This is a genomic window from Jatrophihabitans sp. (genome assembly GCF_036000465.1).
GTDB lineage: Bacteria > Actinomycetota > Actinomycetes > Mycobacteriales > Jatrophihabitantaceae > Jatrophihabitans.
The window spans coordinates 88,296-113,652 of the sequence record NZ_DASYFV010000031.1; the positions used below are offsets into that span (position 1 = coordinate 88,296).

The 25,357-nt window shown below is 72.0% G+C and carries 28 protein-coding genes; 18 read left to right on the forward strand and 10 right to left on the reverse strand.

What is annotated here, in order from left to right:
• Positions 1-14 precede the first annotated feature (14 nt).
• The 3 genes from VGN18_RS10355 to VGN18_RS10365 all read right to left on the reverse strand — a co-directional run bounded on the left by VGN18_RS10355 (position 15) and on the right by VGN18_RS10365 (position 2,475).
• Entirely contained in the window at positions 15-584 is a 570-nt protein-coding gene (locus tag VGN18_RS10355; RefSeq protein ID WP_327539604.1) for an isochorismatase family protein, read from the reverse strand.
• A gap of 46 nt (positions 585-630) precedes the next feature.
• The gene (locus VGN18_RS10360; protein WP_327539605.1) at positions 631-1,902 is read right to left on the reverse strand and encodes a nicotinate phosphoribosyltransferase; all 1,272 of its coding nucleotides are present in this window, start codon (positions 1,900-1,902) and stop codon (positions 631-633) included.
• A gap of 84 nt (positions 1,903-1,986) precedes the next feature.
• Entirely contained in the window at positions 1,987-2,475 is a 489-nt protein-coding gene (locus VGN18_RS10365) for a hypothetical protein (RefSeq protein WP_327539606.1), read from the reverse strand.
• Between the two features lie 45 nt (positions 2,476-2,520).
• On the opposite strand from VGN18_RS10365, the gene clpS reads away from it, so the two are divergent.
• The 11 genes from clpS to VGN18_RS10420 all read left to right on the forward strand — a co-directional run bounded on the left by clpS (position 2,521) and on the right by VGN18_RS10420 (position 10,267).
• The gene (clpS, locus tag VGN18_RS10370; protein WP_327539607.1) at positions 2,521-2,823 is read left to right on the forward strand and encodes an ATP-dependent Clp protease adapter ClpS; all 303 of its coding nucleotides are present in this window, start codon (positions 2,521-2,523) and stop codon (positions 2,821-2,823) included.
• Positions 2,820-3,284, forward strand: a complete 465-nt coding sequence (locus tag VGN18_RS10375) for a DUF2017 family protein (protein ID WP_327539608.1) — start codon at positions 2,820-2,822, stop codon at positions 3,282-3,284. The genes clpS and VGN18_RS10375 overlap by 4 nt, the downstream gene beginning before the upstream one ends.
• Before the next feature lie 19 nt (positions 3,285-3,303).
• Entirely contained in the window at positions 3,304-3,714 is a 411-nt protein-coding gene (locus VGN18_RS10380; protein WP_327539609.1) for a M67 family metallopeptidase, read from the forward strand.
• Between the two features lie 115 nt (positions 3,715-3,829).
• On the forward strand, positions 3,830-4,105 hold the full coding sequence (locus VGN18_RS10385) for a MoaD/ThiS family protein (RefSeq protein WP_327539610.1): 276 nt from the start codon (positions 3,830-3,832) through the stop codon (positions 4,103-4,105).
• Between the two features lie 9 nt (positions 4,106-4,114).
• Positions 4,115-5,074: a cysteine synthase gene (locus VGN18_RS10390; protein ID WP_327539611.1), complete on the forward strand. Its 960-nt coding sequence runs from the start codon at positions 4,115-4,117 to the stop codon at positions 5,072-5,074.
• Between the two features lie 80 nt (positions 5,075-5,154).
• Entirely contained in the window at positions 5,155-5,712 is a 558-nt protein-coding gene (locus tag VGN18_RS10395; RefSeq protein ID WP_327539612.1) for a hypothetical protein, read from the forward strand.
• An 88-nt stretch (positions 5,713-5,800) separates the two neighbouring features.
• Entirely contained in the window at positions 5,801-6,376 is a 576-nt protein-coding gene (locus VGN18_RS10400; RefSeq protein ID WP_327539613.1) for a sigma-70 family RNA polymerase sigma factor, read from the forward strand.
• A gap of 35 nt (positions 6,377-6,411) precedes the next feature.
• A complete protein-coding gene (locus VGN18_RS10405; protein WP_327539614.1) occupies positions 6,412-7,935 on the forward strand; it encodes a molybdopterin-dependent oxidoreductase in 1,524 nt (507 codons plus the stop codon).
• Positions 7,936-7,980: 45 nt separating this feature from the next.
• Positions 7,981-8,640, forward strand: a complete 660-nt coding sequence (locus VGN18_RS10410) for a rhomboid family intramembrane serine protease (RefSeq protein ID WP_327539615.1) — start codon at positions 7,981-7,983, stop codon at positions 8,638-8,640.
• A gap of 56 nt (positions 8,641-8,696) precedes the next feature.
• Positions 8,697-9,503 carry a glutamate racemase gene (gene murI, locus VGN18_RS10415; protein ID WP_349259880.1) on the forward strand — a complete coding sequence of 269 codons (807 nt, stop codon included), beginning with the start codon at positions 8,697-8,699 and terminating at the stop codon, positions 9,501-9,503.
• A gap of 5 nt (positions 9,504-9,508) precedes the next feature.
• Positions 9,509-10,267: an MBL fold metallo-hydrolase gene (locus VGN18_RS10420; RefSeq protein ID WP_327539617.1), complete on the forward strand. Its 759-nt coding sequence runs from the start codon at positions 9,509-9,511 to the stop codon at positions 10,265-10,267.
• Between the two features lie 144 nt (positions 10,268-10,411).
• On the opposite strand, the gene VGN18_RS10425 is transcribed toward VGN18_RS10420, so the two are convergent.
• Together VGN18_RS10425 and VGN18_RS10430 are read right to left on the reverse strand one after the other, a co-directional pair.
• Positions 10,412-10,816, reverse strand: a complete 405-nt coding sequence (locus VGN18_RS10425) for a secondary thiamine-phosphate synthase enzyme YjbQ (RefSeq protein WP_327539618.1) — start codon at positions 10,814-10,816, stop codon at positions 10,412-10,414.
• Positions 10,809-11,420: a cation transporter gene (locus VGN18_RS10430; RefSeq protein ID WP_327539619.1), complete on the reverse strand. Its 612-nt coding sequence runs from the start codon at positions 11,418-11,420 to the stop codon at positions 10,809-10,811. Before VGN18_RS10430 ends, VGN18_RS10425 begins: the two co-directional genes overlap by 8 nt.
• 74 nt (positions 11,421-11,494) lie before the next feature.
• Between VGN18_RS10430 and rph the strand changes: the two genes are divergently transcribed.
• The 5 genes from rph to VGN18_RS10455 all read left to right on the forward strand — a co-directional run bounded on the left by rph (position 11,495) and on the right by VGN18_RS10455 (position 17,366).
• Positions 11,495-12,223, forward strand: a complete 729-nt coding sequence (gene rph / locus VGN18_RS10435; RefSeq protein WP_327539620.1) for a ribonuclease PH — start codon at positions 11,495-11,497, stop codon at positions 12,221-12,223.
• On the forward strand, positions 12,220-12,825 hold the full coding sequence (gene rdgB / locus VGN18_RS10440) for an RdgB/HAM1 family non-canonical purine NTP pyrophosphatase (protein ID WP_349259881.1): 606 nt from the start codon (positions 12,220-12,222) through the stop codon (positions 12,823-12,825). Before rph ends, rdgB begins: the two co-directional genes overlap by 4 nt.
• 62 nt (positions 12,826-12,887) lie before the next feature.
• Positions 12,888-14,147, forward strand: a complete 1,260-nt coding sequence (locus tag VGN18_RS10445; protein ID WP_327539622.1) for a helix-turn-helix domain-containing protein — start codon at positions 12,888-12,890, stop codon at positions 14,145-14,147.
• 298 nt (positions 14,148-14,445) lie between these two features.
• Entirely contained in the window at positions 14,446-16,863 is a 2,418-nt protein-coding gene (locus tag VGN18_RS10450; protein ID WP_327539623.1) for a molybdopterin cofactor-binding domain-containing protein, read from the forward strand.
• Between the two features lie 26 nt (positions 16,864-16,889).
• Positions 16,890-17,366, forward strand: coding sequence for a (2Fe-2S)-binding protein (locus tag VGN18_RS10455; RefSeq protein ID WP_327539624.1), 477 nt, complete (start codon positions 16,890-16,892; stop codon positions 17,364-17,366).
• Positions 17,367-17,591: 225 nt separating this feature from the next.
• Here the strand turns inward: VGN18_RS10455 and VGN18_RS10460 are convergent, their stop codons facing one another.
• The 3 genes from VGN18_RS10460 to VGN18_RS10470 form a co-directional block, all read right to left on the reverse strand.
• Complete coding sequence (locus VGN18_RS10460) at positions 17,592-18,404, reverse strand: transglutaminase family protein (protein WP_327539625.1); 813 nt, start codon at positions 18,402-18,404, stop codon at positions 17,592-17,594.
• 61 nt (positions 18,405-18,465) lie between these two features.
• On the reverse strand, positions 18,466-18,654 hold the full coding sequence (locus VGN18_RS10465) for a hypothetical protein (RefSeq protein WP_327539626.1): 189 nt from the start codon (positions 18,652-18,654) through the stop codon (positions 18,466-18,468).
• A 157-nt stretch (positions 18,655-18,811) separates the two neighbouring features.
• Positions 18,812-19,642, reverse strand: coding sequence for a PaaI family thioesterase (locus VGN18_RS10470; protein WP_327539627.1), 831 nt, complete (start codon positions 19,640-19,642; stop codon positions 18,812-18,814).
• Between the two features lie 72 nt (positions 19,643-19,714).
• Between VGN18_RS10470 and VGN18_RS10475 the strand changes: the two genes are divergently transcribed.
• The gene (locus VGN18_RS10475; RefSeq protein WP_327539628.1) at positions 19,715-19,999 is read left to right on the forward strand and encodes a hypothetical protein; all 285 of its coding nucleotides are present in this window, start codon (positions 19,715-19,717) and stop codon (positions 19,997-19,999) included.
• Positions 20,000-20,003: 4 nt separating this feature from the next.
• Here VGN18_RS10475 and malQ read toward each other — a convergent pair whose 3' ends face one another.
• Positions 20,004-22,061, reverse strand: coding sequence for a 4-alpha-glucanotransferase (gene malQ / locus VGN18_RS10480; RefSeq protein WP_327539629.1), 2,058 nt, complete (start codon positions 22,059-22,061; stop codon positions 20,004-20,006).
• Between the two features lie 85 nt (positions 22,062-22,146).
• Here malQ and VGN18_RS10485 point away from each other — a divergent pair, with 85 nt between their 5' ends.
• On the forward strand, positions 22,147-22,992 hold the full coding sequence (locus tag VGN18_RS10485) for an enoyl-CoA hydratase family protein (RefSeq protein ID WP_327539630.1): 846 nt from the start codon (positions 22,147-22,149) through the stop codon (positions 22,990-22,992).
• Here VGN18_RS10485 and VGN18_RS10490 read toward each other — a convergent pair.
• Positions 22,989-25,355, reverse strand: a complete 2,367-nt coding sequence (locus VGN18_RS10490; protein ID WP_327539631.1) for a bifunctional salicylyl-CoA 5-hydroxylase/oxidoreductase — start codon at positions 25,353-25,355, stop codon at positions 22,989-22,991. The two genes, VGN18_RS10485 and VGN18_RS10490, sit on opposite strands and share 4 nt — an antisense overlap.
• Positions 25,356-25,357 lie beyond the last annotated feature (2 nt).

The window sequence follows — 25,357 nt, forward strand, 5'->3', positions numbered from 1 at the left end:
GCGCGCGGGATCGGTCAGCTCCGCACGACGGGCTCGCCGGTCAGCGTGACCCCGGCGTCGCGGAGCGACGCGAGGGCGGCGTCGGTCGACGCCCGGGCGACGCCGGCGGTGAGGTCGAGGCGGACGGTGGTGGCGAACCCCTGCGTCGCTGCGTCGAGGGCGGTGGCGCGCACGCAGTGATCGGTGGCGATGCCGGCGATCTCGACGGTGTCCACGCCCCGCTCGCGCAGCCAGTCACCCAACGCGACGCCGTCGGCGTAAGCCTCGAACCCCGAGTACGCGGCGGCGTACTCGCCCTTGTCGAAGATCGCCTCGATCCGGCTGGTGTCGAGATCAGGGTGCAGCGCGACGCCGGACGTGCCGACGACGCAGTGCGCCGGCCACGAGTCGACGTAGTCGGGCGCGGACGAGAAGTGGGAGCCCGGATCGATGTGGTGGTCGCGGGTCGCGACGACATGGTCGAAGTCGCCCTCGGCCAGCCAGGCGCTGATCGCCCGGGCGACCTCGACCCCGCCGCCTACGGCGAGCGAGCCGCCTTCACAGAAGTCGTTCTGGACGTCCACCACGATCACCGCTCGAGCCATGCCGCCGAGCCTATGTCCCACGACCGTGCGCCGGAACGGAACGTGATCAACCGATCCGGGTCGGGATGGCCGGTTCGCCTCGCGACAGCTTGAGGCCGTCCCAAGGCAGGGTCACCGTGGCGGCGCGAAGATGGTCGCGCGCGTCGGAGAGCGTGGGCAGCCCGGCGACCCGCGCGCCGTCGCGGACCAGCGGCACCTGCAGCAGCCGCTCGTGCTCGCCGAGCTCGACCGAGGGGGCGGCGAGCACGATCTCCTCGATCGCCGTCCCGGTGGGCTTGTGCGCGCGCACCGCGATCTTGCGACCGCCGTGGCTCTCCTTGTGCTCCGACCGCTTGGCGACGGGACGGCCGTCGACCTCGACGAGCTTGTAGACCATCCCGGCCGTCGGGGCGCCGGATCCGGTGACGACCGCCGTGCCGGCTCCGTAGGCGTCGACCGGGGTGGCGGCGAGGGCGGCGATCGAGAACTCGTCCAGGTCGCCGCTGACGACGATGCGGGTGCCGGTGGCCCCGAGGCGGTCGAGCTGGTCGCGGGCGTAGTTGGCCAGGACGCCGAGATCACCGGAGTCGATGCGGATCGCGCCGAGCCCGGGCCCGGCGGCGTCGACCGCGAGCTCGATGCCGCGGGTGATGTCGTAGGTGTCCACCAGCAGGGTGGTCGACGCCCCGAGCGAGGCGACCTGGGCCGCGAAGGCCGACTTCTCGTCGTCGTGCAGCAGCGTGAACGCGTGCGCCGCCGTGCCCGCCGTGGGCACGCCGTAGCGGTGTGCCGCCTCGAGGTTGGACGTCGACGCGAAGCCGGCCAGGTAGGCCGCCCGCGCCGCCGCCACCGCGGCCTGCTCGTGGGTGCGCCGCGAGCCCATCTCGATGATCGGACGCCCGGCGGCCGCGGTGACCATGCGGGCCGCCGCCGAGGCGATCGCGCAGTCGTGGTTGAGGACCGACAGCGCGAGCGTCTCGAGGATGACGGCCTCGGCGAACGTGCCGGTGATGGTGAGGACGGGGGAGTGGGGGAAGTAGAGCTCGCCCTCCCGGTACCCGTCGACGTCGCCGCCGAAGCGATAGGCGGCGAGGAACTCGGCGGCCTGGTCGTCGACGATGCTGTCGCGGCGCAACAGCTCGACGATCTCGGCGTCGAAGCGGAAGTCGGCGATCGCGTCGAGCAGCCGCCCGGTGCCGGCGACGACCCCGTAGCGGCGGCCGTCGGGCAGCCGGCGGGCGAAGACCTCGAAGACGCAGCGCCGGTGCGCGGTGCCGTCGCGCAGGGCCGAGCCGAGCATCGTCAGCTCGTAGCGGTCCGTCAGCAAGGCGGTCGTCATGGGCGAGCTCCGCGAGCGCATGACGCATGGGCATGGCCTTCGGCGGCCGGAGCGCAGCGGAGGGCGGTCATAGGTGCGATCGTGTCAGGCCCGGCGCGGGCCGAGGACAGCGCCGATGCCGGCCAGCAGGAAGCCGCCGAGCGCGGCCCAGGTGCCGAGGGTCGAGTTGTGCCACACGCCGTGATCCGAGCCGCCGGCCGCGCGCTGGGCGTTGAACAGCTGGGCCAGCGCGTAGAAGGTCGCCGCGACGCCGACGACGCCCAGGAAGAACCCGAGCACCCGCAGCACGTCGGCGACCTTCGTGGGCAGGGTGGCCGCGAAACCGACGAGCACGACCGCGACGAGCAGCGCCCAGGCCAGCCAGTCGAAGTAGGCCGATGCGATCGGCGCGCTCAGCTGATCGGCGTTGGCCTTCAGATCGGCGAAGGTGAACCCGCTGCCGGCGGTGTCGGCGCCGTCCTCGACGGCGTACCAGGACAGCCCGAGGATGGCCAGCACCACGAACGTGCCGCCGATGACGACGAACGCCGCCCCTCGGACGCCGAAGGCCCGCGCACCCGTACTCGTCGTCACGGCGGCAACGTACCCGGTACGAGCGGCCGTGCCACCATGGACCTCATGGCGGGAACCCTGACTCCGCAGCGCGAGGCGACCGAACAGGCCGACGCCGACGTCGTCGCCGACCCCGACCGGCCCTGGATAACCATCGTCTGGAACGACCCCATCAACCTGATGTCCTACGTGACACACGTGTTCATGACCGTGTTCGGCTACGAGAAGCCCAAGGCCGAGAAGCTGATGCTCGACGTGCACCACCGCGGTCGGGCCGTCGTCTCGTCGGGAACGCGGGAGCGGATGGAACTCGACGTCTCGACGCTGCACGGGTACGGCCTGTGGGCCACGCTCGAGCAGCCGACGTGAAGGTCTCGCGGCGGCACGGACGCCTGCGTCTGCGGCTCGAACCGATCGAGGTCTCGCTGCTCGAGACCCTGCTCGACGAGCTCACCGTCGTCCTCGACTCCGACGACGCCGACGACCCGGTGGTGGCCCGGCTCTACCCGTCCGCCTACCCCGACGACGACGCCGCCGAGACCGACTACCGCTCGATCACCGAATCCGGGCTGCGCAGCGAGCGGCAGGAGCGGGTCGGCCAGTGTGTGGCCGAGCTCGCCCTCGGTGGCGAGATCGACCTGGGCGAGCCGGACACCGCGCGCCGCTGGATCCAGGTGCTCAACGACCTGCGGCTGTCGTTGGGTACCCGGATCGGCATCGCCGAGGACGAGCCGGAGATCGACCCGACCGACCCCGAGGCCCAGCCCCACCTCGTCTACTACTGGCTCACCGCGGTGCAGGACTCGGTGGTCACCGGCCTGATGCGCTGAGTCGGTATCGTCGGACCCCGTGCTGAGCATCGATCGGACCATCCACGACCAGATCGTCGCCCACGCGCGCCGCGACCACCCCGACGAGGCCTGCGGCGTCGTCGCCGGGCCCGAGGGCAGCGACCGTCCTACCCGGTTCGTGCCGATGCTCAACGCCGCCCGGTCACCCACGTTCTACGAGTTCGACTCGGCCGACCTGCTCCAGCTGTACAAGGAGATGGCGGCCAACGACGAGGAACCGGTGGTCGTCTACCACTCCCACACGGCCACCGAGGCGTACCCGTCGAGAACCGACATCTCCTACGCCTCCGAACCCAACGCCCACTACGTCCTCGTCTCCACCCGCTCCGACGACGAGACCGAGTTCCGCTCGTTCCGCATCGTGGACGGCGAGGTCACCGAGGAGCCGGTACAGGTCGTGGACCGGTGACCTGCGACATCCCGATCCGCCGGATGGGACGATAACCGGCGACACCGGCGTTGGACCTGACCAGTAGCGCCCACCTGATCCCAGGACCCACTCAATCCCAGGAGCCCGTATCCCCATGGCCATCGAGGTCAAGATCCCGACCATCCTGCGCACCTACACCGGTGGCGAGAAGTCCGTCGAGGCGAAGGGCGACACGCTCGCCGCGCTCATCGACGACCTCGACGGCAACCACCCCGGTATCAAGGGGCGCCTCATCACCGACGAGGGCGCGCTGCACCGCTTCGTCAACGTCTACGTCAACGACGAGGACGTCCGCTTCACCGGCTCGCTGGAGACCCCGCTCAAGGACGGGGACGCGGTCACCGTGCTCCCTGCGGTCGCCGGCGGCTGACCCTTCCCGATGGCCCGCTACGACTCGCTCATCGACGCGCTGGGGGACACCCCGCTCGTCGGCCTGCCGCACCTCTCGCCCAGGTGGGACGGTGAGCACCCGGTGCGCCTGTGGGCGAAGCTCGAGGATCGCAACCCGACCGGCTCGATCAAGGACCGGGCCGCGCTGGCGATGATCCGGGACGCCGAGGCCGACGGCCGGCTGACCCCGGGCTGCACCATCCTGGAGCCGACGTCGGGCAACACCGGCATCTCGCTCGCGATGGTGGCCAAGCTGCGCGGCTACGGGATCGTCTGCGTGATGCCGGAGAACACCTCGGTCGAGCGGCGCCAGCTGCTCGAGATGTTCGGCGCGCGCATCATCTCCTCCCCGGCGGCGGGCGGGTCGAACCAGGCGGTGGCGACGGCCAAGCAGCTGGCCGAGCAGTATCCCGACTGGGTGATGCTCTACCAGTACGGCAATGCCGCGAACGCCCAGGCGCACTACGAGGGCACCGGCCCCGAGGTGCTGCGCGACCTGCCGTCCATCACCCACTTCGTGGCCGGTCTCGGCACCACCGGGACGCTGATGGGCGTCGGGCGCTACCTGCGCGAGAAGGTCCCGGACGTCCAGATCGTCGCGGCCGAGCCCCGTTACGGCGAGCTCGTCTACGGCCTGCGCAACATCGACGAAGGCTTCGTCCCCGAGCTCTACGACGACTCGGTGCTGACCCGCCGCTTCTCCGTCACCTCCTACGACGCGCTCCGCCGCACCCGCGACCTGATCGAGCACGAGGGCATCTTCGCCGGCATCTCGACCGGCGCGATCCTGCACGCGGCGCTGTCGATCGCCGAGCGCATCCCGGAGGACGAGACGGCCGACGTCGCGTTCGTCGTCTGTGACGGTGGCTGGAAATACCTCTCGACCGGCGCCTACACCGGCACCCTGCAGCAGGCGGCCGAGCGCCTCGAGGGCCAGCTCTGGGCCTGAGCGCGTAACCCCGGGAACGGGCCGGGCGATTACCGGGCTGTCCACTCGCTGTGATGATGCCTGTCCCCCGGAGGCTCCGAATGCAGTTGTCCCTCAGCCCACGCGCCCGCTCGGTCGCCGTCGCCGTCTTCATCGGCGGGTGCACCGCGGCTGGTGTGGCCGTCGCGGCCGCCAGCACGCCGAACGCCGTGCCGGTCCGCCACCACGTCACCTCCACCGAGTCGGGCGCGCCGTCCTCGGCCGAGCCGACCGAGGTCGCGACCTCCGAGGCGCCCGAGACGTCGGAGGCACCTGCGACGTCGGAGGCACCTGCGACGTCGGAGGCACCCGAGAGCTCGACCGCGCCGTCGTCCGAGCCGGCCCCGTCGAGTTCCGGCGAGGACAACCAGGGCGACCACCACCAGGGTTCGGACGGTCAAGGCGAGGACGGTCAGGGCCCGACCGGGTCCGCACCCAGCAGCAGCGCCGCCGAGCACCAGGGCGACTCGTCCGAGGCGCCGGAGTCGGAGGCGCCGGAGTCGGACGCACCCGAGACCCACGCGACCGAGACCCACGCACCCGAATCGGACGCCCCGGAGTCGGGCTCCGGCCACGACGGCGGCGGCGCGGGCAGCGGCGACGGCTCCGGACGGGGCTGACCCGCCGAGCCCCACGAGCGCCGTGGCGCGCCGCGCCAACCCCCAGGACGCGGCGCGCCACGGCCCCCGCGTGAGAGGGAAGGGTGCGGTGGGCCGTCGGATCACCGAGGAGGTCCTCGCAGCCGCGCGCGCCGGTGACGGCGACGCGCTGGTGGTGATCTGGCGCGAACTCGCCCCGGCCGTCGCGGGCTACCTCACGGCCCGCGGCGTCCCCGACGCCGAGGGGGTGACCAGCGACGTCTTCGTCGCTGTCCTGCCCCGCCTCGGCGAATTGACCGGTGGGGTCAGCGGCCTGCGGACCTTCGTCTTCTCGGTCGCGCACGCGCGGATGGTCGACGACACCCGACGGCGCGCCCGCCAGCCGACCTTCGTCGAGCTCGACCAGCTGCTGCACGACCGGGCGACCGAATCGGCCGAGCGCGAGGCGCTCGAGCGCGTCGGCACCGCCGGCGTGCAGGACCTGCTCGACCGGCTCAGCCCGGACCACCGCGAAGTGCTGGCCCTGCGGATCGTCGCCGACCTGTCCCTCGAGCAGGTCGCGACGGTGATGCGCCGCTCCACCGGCTCGGTGAAGCAGTTGCAGCGGCGCGCGCTGATCGCCGTCCGGGCCCTCGTCGAGGCCGACGGCCCGGCCGATACGGGTCGTAGCGTCCCCATCTGTTAACAGCTGACAGGGCGGCCTGCTGCGACCATGGACAGGTGCGTTCCCGGATCCCCGTCGGCCTGCTCATCGGCGTCCTCGTCGCCGGCGTCGCGGTCGGTGTCGGCGAGCTCGTGGCGTTCCTGGTGCGCCCGGCCGCGGCCCCGGTCATCGCCGTGGGCAACCGGGTGATCGAGCTGACGCCGGAGTCGGTCAAGCGCTGGGCGATCCGCGCAGTGGGCACGGACGACAAGCTGCTGCTCATCGGCAGCATCCTCCTGCTGCTGGCCCTGTTCGGCGCGGCCGTCGGCACGCTCGCCCTGCGCCACCTGGCCTTCGGCCTCGCGGGCGTGGGCGTGCTCGGCCTCGTCGGGGTCTACTGCGCCCTGACAGTCGCCGCGGCGCGGGGCACCGACGTCATCCCGACCGTCGTCGGCACCGCGGCCGCGATGGGCGCTCTGGTCGCCCTGGTCCGCAGCGCGACCGCCCCGGCGGAGGCACCCACCGCCGGGCCGGCCCGGCGCCAGTTCCTGCAGAGCAGCGGGGCGGTCGCCGCGCTCGCGCTCGCCGCCGGGGTCGGCGGGCGGCTGGCCCAGCACGCCCGTTTCGACGTCGCGGCCGCGCGGGCCCGGGTCACGCTGCCACCGCCCGCGACCCCGCAGACCGTGCCGGTCGGGGCCGACCTCGGCCGCAGCGGCGTCCCGTGGCGCACCTCGAACCGCGACTTCTACCGGATCGACACGGCCCTCAGCGTCCCCCAGATCGCCCCGACCGACTGGCGGCTGCGCATCCACGGCCTCGTCGACCGCGAGATCACCCTCACCTACGACGAGCTGCTGCGGCGCCCCCTCGTCGACCACTGGATCACGCTGTGCTGCGTCTCGAACGAGGTCGGCGGCAACCTCGTGGGCAACGCACTCTTCCGCGGCGCGCTGCTCGCCGACCTGCTGCGCGAGGCCGGACTGCACCCCGACTGCGATCAGCTGGTGATGCGCTCGTCCGACGGGATGACCATCGGGGCGCCGACAGGGCCGATCATGGACGGCCGGGCCGCGCTGCTCGCCGTCGGTATGAACGGCGCCCCGCTGCCGGTCGAGCACGGCTTCCCGGCCCGTGTCGTGGTGCCCGGCCTCTATGGCTACGTCTCGGCGTGCAAGTGGGTCGTCGACATCGAGGCGACCCGGTTCGACCGGTTCCAGGCCTACTGGGTGAACGGTGGGTGGGCCCCGAACCCGCCCATCCGGTTGATGTCACGCATCGACCGGCCCAGCAACTCCGAGTCGGTGTCGGTCGGCGAGACCGTCGCGATCGCCGGGGTCGCCTGGGACCAGCACGTGGGCGTCTCGAAGGTCGAGGTCCAGATCGACGACGGGCCCTGGCGCGCCGCCCGGTTGGCCACCGTGCCGTCGACCGACACGTGGCGGCAGTGGGTGTACCCCTGGACGCCGGAGAAGTCGGGCCGGTACCGGCTGCGGGTGCGGGCCACCGACGCCGGCGGGCGGGTGCAGGACGACCACGACCGAGACGTGTTCCCGGCGGGCGCGACGGGGCTGCACGCGGTGACCGTGCGCGCGGTCATCTGACGCGGTCTTGGCCCCCGCCCACCCGGGAGCCCTAGGCTCGGCAGGGTGAGCTCACCGATCCGCCGGGTCCTCCCGCGTCGCGCCGACGCGTCAGGCTCGCTCGAGCCGCCGTTCGACCCGAACAGCTGGAGCGGCGCACTGATCATGATGGGCCTCGTCGCGGCGCTGCTGTGGATCGTCGAGCTGGTCAACGTGGCCAACGACTACAGCCTCAACCGGTTCGGGTTGATGCCCCGCCGGGTCGACGGGTTGTGGGGCGTCGTCACCGAGCCGTTCCTGCACGCCAGCGTGCAGCACATGCTGTCGAACACGCTGCCGGTGATCCTCATCGGCTGGGTCGTCATGCTCTCCGGGCTGCGGGTGTGGGCGATCGTCACCGCGTTCGTCGTCCTGGTCGGCGGGGTGCTCACCTGGCTGGTCGGGCCGGGCCACACCGACATCGTGGGCGCGAGCGGCCTGGTCTTCGGCTGGCTGGCCTACCTGCTCGCCCGGGCCTGGTTCTCGCGGCGGTTCAAGTGGATCGTCGTCGCCGTGCTCGTGCTGTTCTTCTTCGGCACGCTGCTGTTCGGGCTGTTCCCGACCATGCACTCCATCGTGTCGTGGCAGGCCCACGTGTGCGGGTTCGTGGCCGGCGTCGGCGCCGGGGCGCTGCTGCACCCCCGGCGGGGCGACACGCGCACCTTCCGGCGCTCGGTCGTATCGTGACGCCTGTGCCCGTTCCGTCCGTCCGTGCCGTCGTCGACCGCGACGCGCCCATCGGGATGATGGATTCCGGCGTCGGCGGGCTCACCGTCGCCCGGGCCGTGCTCGACCAGCTGCCCCACGAATCGCTGCACTACGTCGGCGACACCGCGAACGGTCCCTACGGCCCGAAGCCGATCGCCGAGGTGCGGGCTCACGCGCTCGCGGTGATGGACGATCTGGTGGCCTCCGGCGTCAAGGCGCTGGTGATCGCGTGCAACAGCGCGAGTGCCGCGTGCCTGCGCGACGCCCGGGAACGCTACGACGTGCCGGTCGTCGAGGTCGTGCTGCCGGCCGTCCGGCGCGCCGTGGCCGCCACGCGCAACGGCAAGGTGGGCGTCATCGGCACCACGGCCACGATCACCAGCGGGGCCTACCAGGACGCCTTCGCCGCGGCCCAGGGCATCGAGGTCACCGCCGCCGCCTGCCCGCGCTTCGCCGAGTTCGTCGAGCGCGGCGTCACCAGCGGACGCCAGCTGCTCGGGCTCGCCGAGTCCTACCTCGCCCCGCTCAACGCGGCCGGCATCGACACCCTCGTCCTCGGCTGCACGCACTACCCCCTGCTCACCGGACTGCTGTCGGTCGTGGTGGGCGATTCGGTGACACTCGTGTCCAGTGCCGAGGAGACTGCGAAGGACGTGTTCCGTGTGCTGATGTCGCGTGATCTACTCCGACCCGACGACGCGCCCGCACCGCAGCACGTGTTCCGGGCCACCGGCCCGGCCGAGCCGTTCGAGCGGCTCAGTCATCGGTTCGTCGGACCCGAGGTCGCCGCGGTCGCCGCCGCGCCGGTCGCTCGTCTCTCGCCCTACGGAGGCGCCGCGTGAACGGCATGAAACTCACCGTCCTCGGCTGTTCGGGCAGCGTGCCCGGGCCGGATTCGCCCGCGTCCGGGTACCTCGTCGAGGCCGACGGCTACCGGCTGCTGCTCGACCTCGGGCACGGCGCGTTCGGGGCGCTGCAGCAGTACTGCACCCCGGCCGATGTCGACGCGATCGTGATCTCGCACCTGCACGCCGATCACTGCATCGACCTGACGGCCTACGTCGTCGCGCTGCGCTACGGCGGCGACGGCTACCGGCTGCGCGGTCCGGAGCGGCGCATCCCGCTCGTCGGCGTGCCCGGCACGCGCGACCGCCTCGAGGCCGCCTACGACCCGCTCGCCCGCAAGCTCGGCCTGCACGAGCTGTTCTCGTTCGCGACGCCCGCCGACGCCGAGCTCGGCCCGTTCACGATGTCCTACGCGCCGATGAACCACCCGACCCCGACCAACGGCGTCAAGATCGCCTGGCAGGACCGCTCGCTCGTGTACTCGGCCGACACCGGCGAGTGCCCCGAGCTGGTCAAGCTCGCCACCGGCGCCGACGTGCTGCTGTGCGAGGCGTCGGTCAGCCGCGACGAGGTGCAGGTGCCCGACCTGCACCTGTCCGGGGCCCAGGCCGGCGAGCACGCCGACCGCGCCGGGGTCGACCGCCTGATCATCACGCACGTGCCACCGTGGAACTCGCGCCAGGACGCCGCCGACGACGCCGCCGAGGCGTTCGACGGGCCGGTCGAGATCGCCCACCCGCGCGCCGAGTTCTGGATCTAGGAACCCCGGCCCGTACCGCCGCGCCCCCTCTCTCCGTTGAGTGGCGAGTACCTGTTCTGAGTGGCGCGTACCTGTTCGCCACTCAAGGAGCAACTCGCCACTCAGCCGCATGGGGGGAGCGGGGGCCGGGGTGCGACCGGGCGGTCAGCCCGGCAGGAAGCTGAGCCGGACGGTCCGGACGGCGTTGTCGACGTTGGTGTCGACGAGACAGATCGACTGCCAGGTGCCGAGGGTGAGCCGGCCGCCGACGACCGGCACGGTGATCGACGGGGCGATGAACGCGGGGAGCACGTGATCGCGGCCGTGGCCGGCGCTGCCGTGCCGGTGCCGCCACCGGTCGTCGCGCGGGAGCACGGAGTCCAGCGCGTCGAGCAGGTCGTCGTCGCTGCCGGCCCCGGTCTCGAGGATCGCCAGCCCGGCCGTCGCGTGCGGCACGAAGACGCTCAGCAGCCCGTCGCCCTCGTCCCGCACGAAGCGGGCGCAGTCGTCGCTGAGGTCGTGGATGCGGGGGCGCCCACCCGTCCGGATGTCGAGTGTCTCGCTACGCATGCGTCCCATCCTGCCGGTCGGCGTGGATGGCCCGGGCCTCCCGGACGGCGTAGTAGACGATGACGAGCGCGGCGGCCGGGTCGGCCCACCACCAGCCGAGGGTGGCGTCGAGCACCAGCCCGACGAGCACGGCGCACGCGAGCAGGCCGTCCACGACGGTCACCCGCGACTCGGCGACGAGCACCGGGTTCCCGAGCCGGCGCCCGGTGCGGCCCTTGCCGGCGGCGAGGGCGAACATCGCGGCGGCGGTGACGGCCGTCCACACGACGCCGAGGACACCGTGGTGGGCGTGGTGGCGTACGGCCAGCACGATCACCGTCTGCACCGTGAGGTAGGCCGCGAGGGCGAGGAAGGCGGCGGCGATCAGCCGCAGCGCGCGGACCTGCCGGGCCGCGCCGGTGCCCGACAACTCCCACAGCACGACGAGGCCGGCGCCGATCTCGATGAGCGAGTCGAGGCCGAAGCCGACAAGGGCCACCGAGCGGGTGCGGGCGGCGGCCACGGCCAGCACCACGATGCCCACGACGTTCCAGGCCAGGGTGGCCCATTCGAGGGCACGGCCGCGACGCAGCAGGGCGGCCGCGTCGTGGGTCGATGTGCGCACCGTGCAGTTCTCCGTCCCACGTCGTGCCCGGGCGGGCCCCAGGAGTGTCCGAGCCCGTCGTTAGGCTCGCAGGTATGCCTCGCCCCGACAGTCGTGCCAACGACGAGCTGCGTCCGATCTCCATCACCCGCGACTGGCAGAAGTATGCCGAGGGCTCCGCGCTCGTCGAGTTCGGGGACACCAAGGTGTTGTGCTCGGCATCGGTGCAGCAGGGCGTCCCGCGGTGGCGCAAGGGCAGCGGGTTGGGCTGGGTCACCGCCGAGTACGCGATGCTGCCGCGGGCCACGCTGACCCGCAACGACCGCGAGTCGGTCAAGGGCAAGATCGGCGGCCGCACCCACGAGATCTCGCGGCTGATCGGGCGCTCGCTGCGCGCCGCCATCGATCTGTCCGCGCTCGGCGAGAACTCCATCTCCATCGACTGCGACGTCCTGCAGGCCGACGGCGGCACCCGCACCGCCGCCATCACCGGCGCCTACGTCGCCCTCGCCGACGCCGTGTCGTGGCTCGCGGCCAAGGGCGCGCTGGCCCAGCCGAAGCCGTTGGTGAACTCCGTCTCGGCCGTCTCGGTCGGCGTCATCGACGGCGAGGCCCGCCTCGACCTCATGTACGAGGAGGACGTCCGCGCCGAGACCGACATGAACGTCGTCGTCACCGGCGCCGGCGAGTTCGTCGAGGTGCAGGGCACCGCCGAGGGTGTGCCGTTCCGCCGCGACGAGCTCGACGCGATGCTCGACCTCGCCCTGGCCGGCTGCGCCGAGCTCGCCCTGTTCCAGCAGCAGGCGTTGGACGGGACGCTCTGACGGTGCGGATCCTGCTGGCCAGCCGCAACGCCAAGAAGCTGAACGAGCTGCGTCGCATCCTGGGCCCCACCCTGCCCGACCTCGAGGTCGTCGGGCTCGACGACGTCGCTCCGTACCCCGAGGTACCGGAGACGGGCGCGACGTTCGTCGAGAACGCGTTGCTGAAGGCGCGCGAGGGGTTCCGGCACACCGGGCTGCCGACCGTCGCCGACGACTCCGGGCTCACCGTCGCGGCGCTCAACGGCATGCCGGGCATCTTCTCGGCCCGCTGGGCCGGGCGGCACGGTGACGACGAGGCGAATCTGCGCCTCGTGCTCGGCCAGGTCGCCGACGTGCCGGACGAGCGGCTGGGGGCGGCCTTCGCCTGCGCGGTGGCCTACGTCGGCGCCGACGGCGAGATCGTCACCGAGGGGCTCATGCCGGGCCGGCTGATCCGCGAACCCCGCGGCGCCAACGGCTTCGGCTACGACCCGATCTTCGTCCCCGACGGTCACGACGCCACCAGCGCCGAGCTCGACAGCGCGGCGAAGGACGCGATCAGCCATCGCGGTCAGGCCCTTCGAGCGCTCGCCGAACAGCTGGCGGCGTGCGTCGCCGGCTGACCGGCCGAGGAACCGATCGTCCCGGCTGGCGCGAATCAGTCGGTGTGCGACCATCAGGCGCAGTGACGACAACGACCGGGCACGACGACCGGACGACCGACGCACGGCGGCGGTCGCTGGTGCTCGACCCGGTGCTCGCCGATCTCGCGGCCAAAGCGGCGCAGCGGCTGCCCGAACTGTGTGTCTCGGTCACCGCCGAGATCCGGGCCCAGATGGTGGTCTACGGCGTCGGCTCGACCGTGCCGCTCACCGACCTGCAGGGCTCGGTCGAGGGCAACCTGCGCACCATGATCGAGGCGCTGACCGACCCGGACTCCATCGACCTGGGTCAGGCCCACGCCACCGGCACCCGCCGCGCCCAGCAGGGCGCCCCGCTGCCCGAGGTGCTGCGCGCGTTCCGTATCGGGTTCTCGGCGCTGTGGGATCTATTGCTCGACGTCGCCTCCGGATCCGGCGAGCCGGAGCTGCGGGCGCTGATCGCCACGGCCACCTCGTTCTGGTTCCTCATCGACGAGTACCTGGAGGCCGTCACCGCGGCCTACCGGCAGGCGACCACCGAACTGGTGCGCTCGCAGCGCGAGCGCCGGGCCACCCTCCTCGACGCCCTCTTCTCCGGCGGCGTCGTCAACGAGCGGGCCATGTGGGACGTCGCCCAGATGCTCGACATGCCGCACGACGGCGTCTTCGTCGTCATCGCGGCGCAGAGCGACGACCTCGGCTCGGCCCTGCTGCCCGGCTTCGAGCAGGCCCTGGCGGCCCGGCACATCGGCTCGGCGTGGCGGCACACCGCGTCCTACGAGCTCGGCATCGCATCGGTCGGGGCGGTCGACCGGATAGCCGACGTCGCCGCCGTGCTCACCCGGCACGCGAAGGGCCGCGTCGGTCTGAGCCCCGGCTTCATCGGGCTCGAGAACACCCCGCGCGCGCTGCGGCTCGCGCACGTGGCCCGGTCGAGCGTCGCCCAGGGCGAGCCGTGGGTGGCCTGCTTCGAGGACTCACCGCTCGCGATGCTGGTGGCGGCCGCGCCCGACGAGGCGGTCGACATCGCGCACCGGGTGCTGCGCCCGGTCCTGGCGTTGCCGCCGGGGGAGCGGGCGATGCTGCTCGACACGCTCGAGAGCTGGACGCGCCACGGCGGCTCGACGAAGCGCTCGTCGGAGGAACTGCACTGCCACCCCAACACGGTGCGGTACCGGCTGCAGCGCCTGCAGGCCGAGCTCAAGGTCTCGCTGACCGATCCGCTCGCGGTGGCGCTGCTCGTCGTGGCGTTGCGCTCGTGGCGCCTGTTCGGCAACTCGAAGCCGCTGCCGATCCCGGAGTGACCCGCATAGGTTCGCGCCGCAGACAAAAGCTCTACACGCGGCTCGTGCTAAGTCACTGTTTTGTATCTCGACACAAAGATGCGGGCCCTTCGATTGGGATCCCTCGTTTCGAGTTGAGGGCATCAGAACGCGTCATTAGCGTGAAATAACCACCCGGTTCCCGTCACCCAGCGTTCATCTCGTCGTTGGACCAGTCGGGCCCGGCACCATACCTCGAGGTTTGGTTGTGCCCTTCGCATCCGGACCGCCCTTGTCAGCCCGTCAACCGCCCAGCTAATGACGGCCGAGAGGAACACCCATGACCGCCACCCGTCGTCCGACCTCCGACTCCGCGCCCCGGTCCGGCGAGCGCGCCCGGCCGTTGCCCTACCGCCGCGCCGTCGAGGTCGATACGGTGCCGGAGACCTCGGAGGACGCGAGCGGGGTGCGCCGGCGCGGCTTCCTCAGCTGGGCCATCGCGGCACCGACGCTGATGGTCGGCACGTCGCTCATCGGTGGACTGGTCGACGCGCAGCCGGCCGCGGCCGACGGTGTGCCGTCGCTGCCCGGGCCGGCCGATCTCTACGACCTCGGCGACCTGCAGGACGACGCGGCGCTGCCCACGTCGAACCTGATCACCATCGTCGTCAACTCGGACGGCACCGCGACCTTCGCCATCCCGCGCGCCGAGGTCGGTCAGGGCATCACGACGTCGACCTCGATGATCATTTCCGAGGAGCTCGACCTCCCGATCAGCAAGATCACCGTGACGCTCGCCGACGCGCGGCCCGAGTTGCTGTTCAACCAGCTCACCGGTGGTTCGAACACGACCCGCTCCACCTACACGGCGATCCGCACCGCCGCGGCCCTCGCCCGGGGTCGGCTGCTGGCGGCGGCGGCGGCGCAGTGGAACGTCGATGTCTCGACCCTGACCACGAGCGCCGGTGTCGTGAAGTCCTCCACCGGCCTGACGGCGACCTACGGTGCGCTCACGGTCCTCGCTGCCGCGACCACGACGACCCAGCTGCCGGCGGCGCTGAAGCCCGCGTCGCAGTTCACGGTCATCGGCAAGCCGACCAAGCGGGTCGATGCGCTCGCCGCGGTAACCGGCCAGAAGCAGTTCACCGGCGACCTGAAGATCCCGAACGCGCTGCCGACCATGATCGCCCGGCCGCCGACGATCAACGGGACGCCGAAGTCGGTCTCGAACCTGGCGACGGTGACGGCGATGCCCGGCGTGACCGACGTCGCGATGATCTCGACGGGCGTGGCCGTGCGGGCGAGGACGTTCGGGCAGTGCATCGACGCGCTCCGCGCGCTGGACATCGCCTGGAACGCGGGCACCGAGGACGGCAAGTCCGACGCGACCGTGCTCGCCGAGCTGAAGGCGGCCGAGATCCCGCTCGCCGTCCCTGCCGTGCCGCTGCTCACCCAGACGATCGAGGGTTCGTTCACCTTCAACTTCCGCAGTAACAGCCCGCTCGAAACCGGCATCGCCATCGCGAGTTGGACGCCGACCGGCATCGAGGTGTGGAGCCCGCTGAAGGTGCCGATCGTGCTGCAGACCGACCTCGCCGGGAAGTACGGCCTGGGCGTGGACCAGGTGAAGGTGCACGTCACCACCGGCGGCGGTTCGTTCGGCCGGCACCTGTTCAGCGACGCGGCCAAGGAGGCCGTCGAGGCCTCCCACGCGTTCGGCAAGCCGGTCAAGCTGATGTGGTCGCGCACCGACGACTTCCGCCAGGGCCGCACCCACCCGATGGCGACGTCGCGGGTGCGGGCCACCTACTCGCTCGGCAACGTGCTCACCTACGAGCAGCGGCACACGAGCGTCTCGACCGACTTCACCCACGGCCTCGGCGAGATCCTCACTGCGTTCTCGGCCCGCCTGCCCATGGGCAACTACACCTTCGCGCAGTCGATCTGGGAACTCACGCAGTCCGTCTCGTACAACTACGGCGTGACGACCCAGCTGCTGAACGAGGTCGACATGGGCTTCAACACCGGCAGTATGCGCAACATCTACTCGCCCGACGCGCGCACCGCCCAGGAGCTGATCACCGATCAGATCGCCAAGGCGGCCGGCAAGGACCCGTACCAGTTCCGCAAGGCGTTCCTGAAGAACGCGCGCGGTGTCGCCGTGCTCGACAAGGTCGCCCAGATCGGTAACTGGGGACGCACCATGCCGGCGGGTACGGCTCAGGGCATCGCCGTGCACAACGAGTACAAGGGCTGGTGCGCCGCGCTCGTCGAGATCGACACCCGGCCGGCCACGGTCGGGCGCACCGTGACCGACGCCTACACCGGCCCGCGGGTCACCAAGGTGGTCTTCGCGGTCGACGTCGGCCTGGTCATCAACCCGACCGGGCTCGAGGCGCAGATGCAGGGCGGCATCATGGACGGCATCGCCCAGGCCCTGACGTCGAGCCTGCACCTCAAGGACGGCTACTTCCTCGAGGGTTCGTGGGACAACTACTTCTACACGCGGCAGTGGAACGTCCCCGACGTGCAGGTGATCATCATGCCGTCGACGAGCGAGCAGCCCGGCGGTGCCGGCGAGTTCGGCGTCGCGGCCACCCAGGCCGCGGTGGCGTGCGCCTACGGCCGGGCCACCGGCGTCATGCCGACGACGTTCCCGATCAACCACCAGCAGTCGCCGAGCCACTTCTCGGTGATCCCGACCGTGCCGTCGACGCCGCAGAGCCCGACCAACGGCCTCACGTCCCAGCTCAGCTGACCCGCGCGAATCTCGAAGGAGCCCTTGTGCCCACTCACTCGTTCATCCTGAACGGCAAGCCGGTCAGCGTCGACGTCGAGGACAACGTCCGCCTGCTCTGGGTCCTGCGTGACGTCCTCGGGGTCACCGGCCCGAAGTACGGCTGCGGTCTCAACGTCTGCAAGGCCTGCACGTCGCACGTCAACGGCAAGGCGTTCAACCCCTGCTCGGTGCAGGTGAAGGACATCAACCCGACCGATCAGATCACCACCATCGAGGGCCTGCCCGCGACCGTCGGCAAGGCGCTGCACCCCATGCAGGAGGCCTGGATCGACCAGGACGTCGTGCAGTGCGGCTACTGCCAGCCCGGCCAGATCATGGCCGCGGTGGCGCTGGTGCAGGAGGCGAAGGCTGCGGGCAAGACCCTCACCGACGCCGACTTCGACGGCATCCGCAACATTTGCCGCTGCGGCACCTACCACCGCATCCGCGAGGCGATCCTCGAGGGTGCTGCGCAGATGTAGGTGGTCGGTAGGCCATCGACATGACGGCCCTGACCTCGGCGAGGGGTCGGTCGGCCACCGCGGTCGCGGCCGGGCCGAGTCGGCAGAACCGGCCACGAACCGTGTCCGGCCCCGGCCGCGGCAGTGGCCGGCCGAGTTTGTATGACGCCGTAAACGGACAGGCCGCTCCGTTTACGGCGTAATACAAATCCGGGTGGACTCGTGTGTCTCCGGATCCGTGGCCGGTCAACCGAGCGAGATCAGCTCGGTGAGGTCGTCGATCGGGAGGTCGCCGTCGACCCAGGCCGAGACGCCGAGGTCGAGCAGGTCGACGGCCCCCTCGTAGTTGGAGAGGAACGCGGTGTCGGCGGCATCGCGTCCGGTGCTGATGCGGACCAGGCTCGCCCGGGGTGCGAGGAGGGTCGCGTCGACAACGCGCCACTGGTCACCGATCGCGGCCTCGACGACGGCGTGGAAGTCCATCGGCTGGAGACCGGGCGCGTAGACGGCGGCGAGGCGGGCCGGGATGTCGCGGGCGCGCAGCAGGGCCGTCACGAGGTGCGCGAAGTCGCGGCACACGCCGCGGCGGGCGAGCATCGTGTCCACGGCGCCGTCGGTGGGACCGCTGCTGCCGGGCACGTAGTCGACCCGCGAGCCGACCCAGGAGACGACCGAGTCGAGCAGCTCACGGCGATCCTTGATGCCGCCGAACTCGGCCCGGGCCACCGCCTCGATGCGGTCGGACTCCGCGTAGCGGCTGGGTCGCAGGTAGCGCAGCCGATCGGTCGCGGTGACGGGCGCGGTGTCGCCGCGGCCGGTGAGGCGGGCCTCGTAGTCGACCGTGATCCGGCCCTTGTCGACTCGCACCTGGTGAATGCGCCCGCCCGCCGACGTTCGCAGTTCGACGGCGTCGACCGGCTCGCCGCCCTGGCGGATCGTGAGCGTCTCCTCGACCGTCGCCGGCGCCGCCTCGGCCACCGCGATCTCGAGCGCGAGCAGCGCCGGCTCCTGCGCGTCGAGGACCATATGGGATTCGACGTGGCGGACCGCGGAGCTCATGGGCTCCAGTGTGCGGGATCGGGGCGCACCTTCCGCACCCGGTGTCCGGTTTGCGGCGGGCTCAGCTCGCGCGATCGCGACGCTGCGCGCGCCGGCTGTGCAGCTCGAAGGTGGAGTCGAGCGCGTAGGTGCGGCCCAGCACGATCGGTGCGTCGTACTCGCGGTAGATCCAGATGACCTCCGTGCCGCTGATGTCGATGACCTCGGCCAGCGTGAACATGTCGCTGCGCACCCCGTCGGGCCCGATCATCGTCAACACATCGCCTGCCCGGACCGAATTGATCATCACCGGCGTCCCCCCTCACCTGCGCCGGCCGTGGCCCCGGCGCGCTCTGCCTATGCCAGCTCAACGAGGCAGCGGGCGCACGCGATACGTCCGATTCGCCGTGACCTGCGCCGCCGGACCGTCAGGTCGAGCGGTGGTAGCGGCTCGCGCCGATCTCGGCGACGACGCGGTCGGCATCGAGCACCTCGGCCCGGGCCGTCCCGAGACTGCGGCCGCGGTGGGCGAGAGTGCCCCGACAGGTGATCTCGCGGCCGTCGCTCGGCAGGGCGCGCAGGAAGGTGATGTCGAGGTCGAAGCAGTCGGCGGCGTCGAGGTCGTGCGGGCGCCACAGTTCGTGCAGCGTGCGTTCGGCGATCATCGCGACGGCGCCGCCCTGCACGTGGCCGCGCGGATTGGCCCAGCCCGCGTCCGCCCGGGCCCGCCCCCGCGCGCCGCCACCGACCGGCTCGACGACGACCGCCCGCCGCCACGCGCCGAGCTCGCCCAGTGGCTGGCCGTCACCCGGCTCGGCCATCGGCGCGGTGGCGGCGTCGGGCAGCACCACGCACCGGCTCGAGCCGATCGCGACCAGCCGCCCGTCGGCGGCCGTGACCTCGGCGGTCGACAGGGCGGACAGTCCGTCGAGGGCGACGCGGCGGCCCGTGCCCTGCAGCCACTCGCCACCCGGGTGCCGCAGGTCGGTGAACTGCAGGTGCATCGTGAGCGTGGTCATCGCCGAACCGGCCGGCAGCGCCGAGGCCACGCTGGAACCGAGGAGCGCGTCGAACAGCACGAGCAGGCCGCCGGCGGCCAGCGTGCGTCCGCCGTCCTCCAGTGCGCCGACGACGGGCATGCGGGCGACGCTCACGCCGGTCTCGGCCCGCACGAAGCGCACCCCGAAGGCGGCGTGCGCCGGCGCGTACAGCAGCTCGGCGGCGATCACCCGCTCGAGCCGGGCGAGGGCATCGTTCACCGCTCGCACGTTAGCGGTCGGCCGGCATTGTCGACATTCGACATCGGCCGAACGTGTGTTCTAATCGTGGGCATGACGTCGGACGGCGGGTATCCCCAGCTGAACGACGACACCTTCGGCCCGGTCGTCGACCGCTACCGCTGCCCGGCCGCGTTCGAGCGCCGCCGGTGCCAGCTCTTCGACGGCCACGACGATCCGCACGCGCACGCCTACGTCGCCGTCGCGGCCCGGACGTTCCGGCGAGCTCAGCGGGCCATCCCGTGGCGCCCCACGATCGTGCGCTGGACCGACGACGGCGCGTCCTGGCCGGACGAGCGGAACACCCGGCTGCGCTGGTGCTGCATCTTCCGGCCGTGACGGGTCAGCGCAGCAACTCGACCAGACGGGCGACCTCGGGATCGGCGAGCGCGTCCTCGAGGAACACCGCCCGGCCGTTCGGGCCGCCGAGGGGCACGCGCCAGTTCGGGTAGGCCGCCCCGCTCGTCCCCGGCTGGTTCTGGGTGCGGCGCTCGCCGACGGCGTCGGTCAGCGCCACGCAGCGCAGCCGCGACGGGGTGCGGGCGAGGTAGGCGTGCAGGGCGCGGACGATCTCGGCCCCGTCGGTCGCGTCCGGATCGAGCAGCCCGACCCGGCTCACCTCGGCGAGCCAGGCCTGCTGGTCGTGCCGCGCGGCGGCGAGCTCGTCGTCGAGGCTGCGGGTGAGCAGGCCGAGCCGGTCCCGCAGCCGGATGTGGTCGCCGGCCAGGTAGCCGGTCGTCGGCGGCAGGTCGTGCGTGGTCACCGAGGCCAGGCAGTCGACCCGCCACCGCTCGGCCGGCAGAGGTCCGCCGCCGGCGTCCCAATCGCCCTCGAACCAGAAGATCGACGTGCCGAGCAGGCCGCGCTCGCGCAGGTAGACCCGAACCCACGGCTCGACGTTGCCGAGGTCCTCGCCGATCACGACCGCGCCGGCCCGCTCGGCCTCGAGGGTCAGGATGCCGATGATCGCCTCGTGGTCGTAGTGGACGTAGGTGCCCTCGTCCGCCGCCAAGCCGTCGGGGATCCACCAGAGGCGGAACAGCCCGATGATGTGGTCGACCCGGATGCCGCCGCTGTGCCGCAGGGTGTTGCGGAACAGCTCGCGCAGGGGCGCGTAGGCCAGCTCGGCCAGCCGGTCCGGACGCCACGGCGGCTGCTGCCAGTCCTGGCCGGTCTGCGAGTACGCGTCCGGCGGGGCGCCGACGGTCAGCCCGTCGGCCATGACGTCGCGGAACGCCCACGCATCGGCGCCGCTCGGGCTCACCCCGACGGCGAGGTCGTGCACGACGCCGAGCCGCATGCCGGCGGTGCGCGAGGCCTGCTGGGCGCCGAGCAGCTGCTCGTGCAGCAGCCACTGCAGGTACCGGAAGAAGTCGATCCGGGGCTCGAGCGCGGCCGCCGCCGCGGCGACCGCGGGGGAACCGGCGTCGCGCAGCTCGACCGGCCATTCGTGCCAGTCACCCCCGTGCACCTCGCTGAGCGCGCACCACGTGGCGAAACGCTGCAAGGCCGCGCCCTCGTCGCGGCAGTACCGGGCGTAGGCCGCGGCCCGGTCGGCGGGCAGCCCGGCCGCGTGGACGATGCGCAGTGCGGCCAGCCGCGCCGCCCACGCGGTCTCGCGGTCGAGCAGCTCGTCCGCCGCCGCCGCGGCCCGCACCTCGACCCCGAGGTCGTCGACGAACGTGCGGGTCGCGGCGTCCAACGAGGCGTACTCGGGGACGTCCTCGACGCGCAGGTAGATCGGGTCGCCGTAGCGGCGGCTCGTGGGCAGGTAGGGCGACGGCTCGATCGGCGCCACGACCTCGGCGGCATGCACCGGATTGACCAGGACGAAGTCGGCGCCGTGCTCGCGGGCCGACCACTGCGCCAGCGTGGTGAGGTCGGCGAGATCCCCGATGCCCCAGGATGCCCGCGACCGGACGCTGTACAGCTGTGTCGCGAACCCCCAGGCCGGCGCGTCCAGCTCGGTCGGCCAGGTCAACCGGTCCGGGGTGACGATGAGTTCGACGACGCCGTCACCGAGCACGAGACGGTGGTAGCCGGTCGGGAGGTCGGTGGGCAGGTCCACCGCGTCGCCGTCGACCCGGGCCGGGACGACCGGGCCCGACTCGAGCTCGATGCGCGCGTCAGCTGTCCCGGGGGTGACCGGCACCCGCACGACCGTCCCGGCGCGGGCCACCACGCACGGTGGCAGCACCTGCTCGGCCCGCCGCCGCGCGAGCGCGTCCAGCGTGCTCGCGCACGACTCGAGGGTCGTGGCGTCGACCTCGAACGCGGCCAGCACCGCGATCAGGGTCGCGTCGCCCACCAGCTGGTGCCGGCCCTGCCAGTCGTAGTACTCGGTGTCGACGGCGAAGGCCGCCGCGAGCCGATGCCGGGCGTCGTCGGGGGAGGAGTCCACGGCTCGATCCAACCGCACCGCCGAACGCGGCGTCGAACCTCTCGCCTTGTGGACGACCGTCACCACCGCTCTATAGATTCGGGACGTGACCGCTGCAGACCCGCCCTACCGCTTCCGCGCCTCCGCCCCGCTGACCACCGACTGGCAGCACTTCAGGTTCGAGAAGGCCGACGGCGTCGCCACGGTGACCCTGCTGCGCCCGGAGAAGCTGAACCCGCTGACCTTCGAGAGCTACGCCGACCTGCGCGACCTCCTGGCCGAGCTGCCGCACCATCAGGACGCGCGGGTGCTCGTCATCCGGGGCGAGGGGCGCGGGTTCTGCGGCGGCGGCGACGTCAACGAGATCATCGGCGAGCTGATCCGCATGGAGCCGCGCGACCTGATGCGCTTCACCAAGATGACCGGTGACGTCATCCGGGCCATGCGCGAGTGCCCGATCCCGATCATCACCTCGATCCAGGGCATCGCGGCCGGCGCGGGTGCGGTCGTCGCCCTCGCCTCCGACTTCCGGGTCGTCAGCGCGTCGGGCCGCTTCGCGTTCCTGTTCACCAAGGTCGGGCTCTCCGGCGGCGACATGGGCGCGGCCTACCTGCTGCCGCGCGTCGTCGGCCTGGGCCGGGCGACCGAGCTGCTCATGCTCGGCGGCACCATCGACGCCGAGACGGCCGACCGCTACGGCCTGGTGTCGCGCCTGGTCGCCGACGGCGAGCTCGACGCCGCGGTCGCCGAACTCGCCGCCACGCTGGCCGCCGGCCCCACGCTCGCGCTGGCCCAGACCAAGTCGCTGCTCACCCGCGAGCTCGACATGTCGATCTCGGCGTCGATGGAGCTCGACGCGATGACCCAGGCCCTGCTGATGACGACGCAGGACCACACCGAGTTCCACACGGCGTTCAACGAGAAGCGGCCGCCGAACTGGTCGGGGCGCTAGCCGGCGGGTCGCCAGCGCCGGTGGGCGGTGGCGGCGGCCCCCTGGCGCACGAGCTCGAGCCGCGGCTTGGGCTCCTCGGTGCGCCCGGACTGCGGGCGCCGGGCGCCGGCCTGCCACGGCTCGGGCCACTGCGCCGCCGGACCGTCGTAACCCTGCTCGGCGGCGGCGTGCAGGGTCCAGTTCGGGTCGTAGAGGTGGGCGCGGCCGAGCAGGCAGAGGTCGGCCCGCCCGGCCAGCAGGATCGAGTTCACGTCGTCGTAGGACGAGATGATGCCGACCGCCATGGTGGCGATGCCCGTCTCGTTGCGGATCCGGTCGGCGAACGGCGTCTGGTACGAGCGGCCGAAGGCCGGCCGCTCGTCCGGCGTGACCTGCCCGGACGACACGTCGACGACGTCCGCCCCGGCCGCGGCGAAGGCCTGGGCGATCGCGACCGAGTCGTCGCCGGTGATGCCGCCGTCGACCCAGTCGGTGGCCGAGATGCGCACGCTCATCGGCCGTTCGTCGGGCCACGCCGCTCGCATCGCCGCGAAGACCCGCAGCGGGAAGCGCAGCCGGTTCGCCAGCGGGCCTCCGTAGTCGTCGGTGCGCCGGTTGGTGAGCGGTGAGATGAACGACGACAGCAGGTAGCCGTGGGCGCAGTGCAGTTCGAGCAGGTCGAAGCCGGCGTCGGCCGCCCGGCGGGTGGCGTCGACGAACTGCTGCTCGAGGGTGTCGAGGTCGGTCGCGGTGAGCTCGCGCGGCACCTGGTTCACGCCCGGCCGGTAGGCCAGCGGGCTCGGCGCCACGACCGGCCAGTTGCCCTCGTCGAGCGGTTCGTCGATGCCTTCCCACATCAGCTTGGTCGAGCCCTTGCGACCGGAGTGCCCGAGCTGGATGCCGATCTTCGCCTGTGACTCGGCGTGCACGAACTCGGTGATGCCGCGCCACGCGTAGGCCTGGGCCGCGGTCCAGATGCCGGTGCAGCCCGGCGTGATGCGTCCCGCCTCCGACACGCAGACCATCTCGGTCATCACCAGCCCGGCGCCGCCGAGCGCCTTGCCGCCGAGGTGGACGAGGTGGAACGGCGTGGGCATCCCGTCCTCGGCCTTGTACATGTCCATCGGTGAGACGGCGACGCGGTTAGCGAGCTCGAGGCCGCGCAGCCGCAGCGGCTGGAACATCGGCGGGCACACGTCACCCCGGCCGTGGCCGCGCGATCGCTCGTGCTCGGCGAACCACTCGTCAACCGTCTTGACGAATTCGGGATCACGCAGTCGCAGATTGTCGTAGGTCACGCGACGGCTGCGGGTCATGATGTTGAACGCGAACTGCACCGGATCCTGGTCCGTGTACTGCCCGAGGTTCTCGAACCACTCGAGGCTGGCCTGGGCCGCCCGCTGGGTCGACAGCACGACCGGTCGCCGTTCGGCCTCGTAGGCGTCGAGGGCGGTGTCGACGTCGGGTTGCTCGTGCAGGCAGGCGACGAGAGCGAGAGCGTCCTCCATGGCCAGCTTGGTGCCCGAGCCGATGGAGAAGTGCGCGGTGTGCGCGGCGTCGCCGAGAAGCACGACGTTGCCGTGCCGCCAGTGCTCGTTGCGCACGGTGGTGAAGTTGATCCAGCGCGAATTGTTCGTCATCACCTCGTGACCGTCGAGGATGTCGGCGAACAGTTCGCACACGTGGGCGACCGACTTCTCGTCCGACTCGCCCGGGAGGAACTGGTGGTCGGCGAACACGTCGAAGCCGGCGCGCTGCCACACGGCGTCGTTCATCTCGACGATGAAGGTGCTGCCCTTCGCGTCGTAGGGGTAGCCGTGGATCTGCATCACGCCGTGCGGCGTCTCGCGCACGTAGAACTTGAAGGCGTCGAACACCTTGTCGGTGCCCAGCCACATGTACTTGCAGCGCCGGACGTCGAGCGACGGGCCGAACGTGTCGGCGTAGCGGGCCCGGACCGCCGAGTTCACGCCGTCGCAGGCGATGACCAGCTCGTGCGTGGCGGCGAGCTCGTCGACGTCGGGGGCAAGAGTCTCGAAGTGCAGGGTCACGCCGAGCGAGCGGCAGCGCTCCTGCAGGATCTGCAGCAGCCGGCGGCGGCTCATCGCGGCGAAGCCGTGGCCGCCGCTGGTGATCACCCGGTCTCGGTAGTGCACGTCGATGTCGTCCCAGCGAGCGAACTCGCGCTGCATCTGCGCGTGCACCGCCTCGTCGGCGTGTTCGATGCCGCCGAGCGTCTCGTCGGAGAACACGACGCCGAAGCCGAAGGTGTCGTCGGCCCGGTTGCGCTCCCAGACCGTGATGTCGTGGCTGGGGTCGAGCTGTTGCGCGAGCGCGGCGAAGTAGAGGCCGCCGGGCCCGCCACCGATGACCGCGATGCGCACGT

Coding starts and splice junctions, on each gene's coding strand:
- VGN18_RS10355 (WP_327539604.1), bottom strand. CDS start 584: ATGGCTCGAGCGGTGATCGTGGTGGACGTCCAGAACGACTTCTGTGAA.
- VGN18_RS10360 (WP_327539605.1), bottom strand. CDS start 1,902: ATGACGACCGCCTTGCTGACGGACCGCTACGAGCTGACGATGCTCGGC.
- clpS (WP_327539607.1), top strand. CDS start 2,521: ATGGCGGGAACCCTGACTCCGCAGCGCGAGGCGACCGAACAGGCCGAC.
- VGN18_RS10385 (WP_327539610.1), top strand. CDS start 3,830: ATGGCCATCGAGGTCAAGATCCCGACCATCCTGCGCACCTACACCGGT.
- VGN18_RS10390 (WP_327539611.1), top strand. CDS start 4,115: ATGGCCCGCTACGACTCGCTCATCGACGCGCTGGGGGACACCCCGCTC.
- VGN18_RS10395 (WP_327539612.1), top strand. CDS start 5,155: ATGCAGTTGTCCCTCAGCCCACGCGCCCGCTCGGTCGCCGTCGCCGTC.
- murI (WP_349259880.1), top strand. CDS start 8,697: ATGATGGATTCCGGCGTCGGCGGGCTCACCGTCGCCCGGGCCGTGCTC.
- VGN18_RS10420 (WP_327539617.1), top strand. CDS start 9,509: ATGAAACTCACCGTCCTCGGCTGTTCGGGCAGCGTGCCCGGGCCGGAT.
- VGN18_RS10425 (WP_327539618.1), bottom strand. CDS start 10,816: ATGCGTAGCGAGACACTCGACATCCGGACGGGTGGGCGCCCCCGCATC.
- rph (WP_327539620.1), top strand. CDS start 11,495: ATGCCTCGCCCCGACAGTCGTGCCAACGACGAGCTGCGTCCGATCTCC.
- VGN18_RS10450 (WP_327539623.1), top strand. CDS start 14,446: ATGACCGCCACCCGTCGTCCGACCTCCGACTCCGCGCCCCGGTCCGGC.
- VGN18_RS10460 (WP_327539625.1), bottom strand. CDS start 18,404: ATGAGCTCCGCGGTCCGCCACGTCGAATCCCATATGGTCCTCGACGCG.
- VGN18_RS10465 (WP_327539626.1), bottom strand. CDS start 18,654: ATGATCGGGCCCGACGGGGTGCGCAGCGACATGTTCACGCTGGCCGAG.
- VGN18_RS10475 (WP_327539628.1), top strand. CDS start 19,715: ATGACGTCGGACGGCGGGTATCCCCAGCTGAACGACGACACCTTCGGC.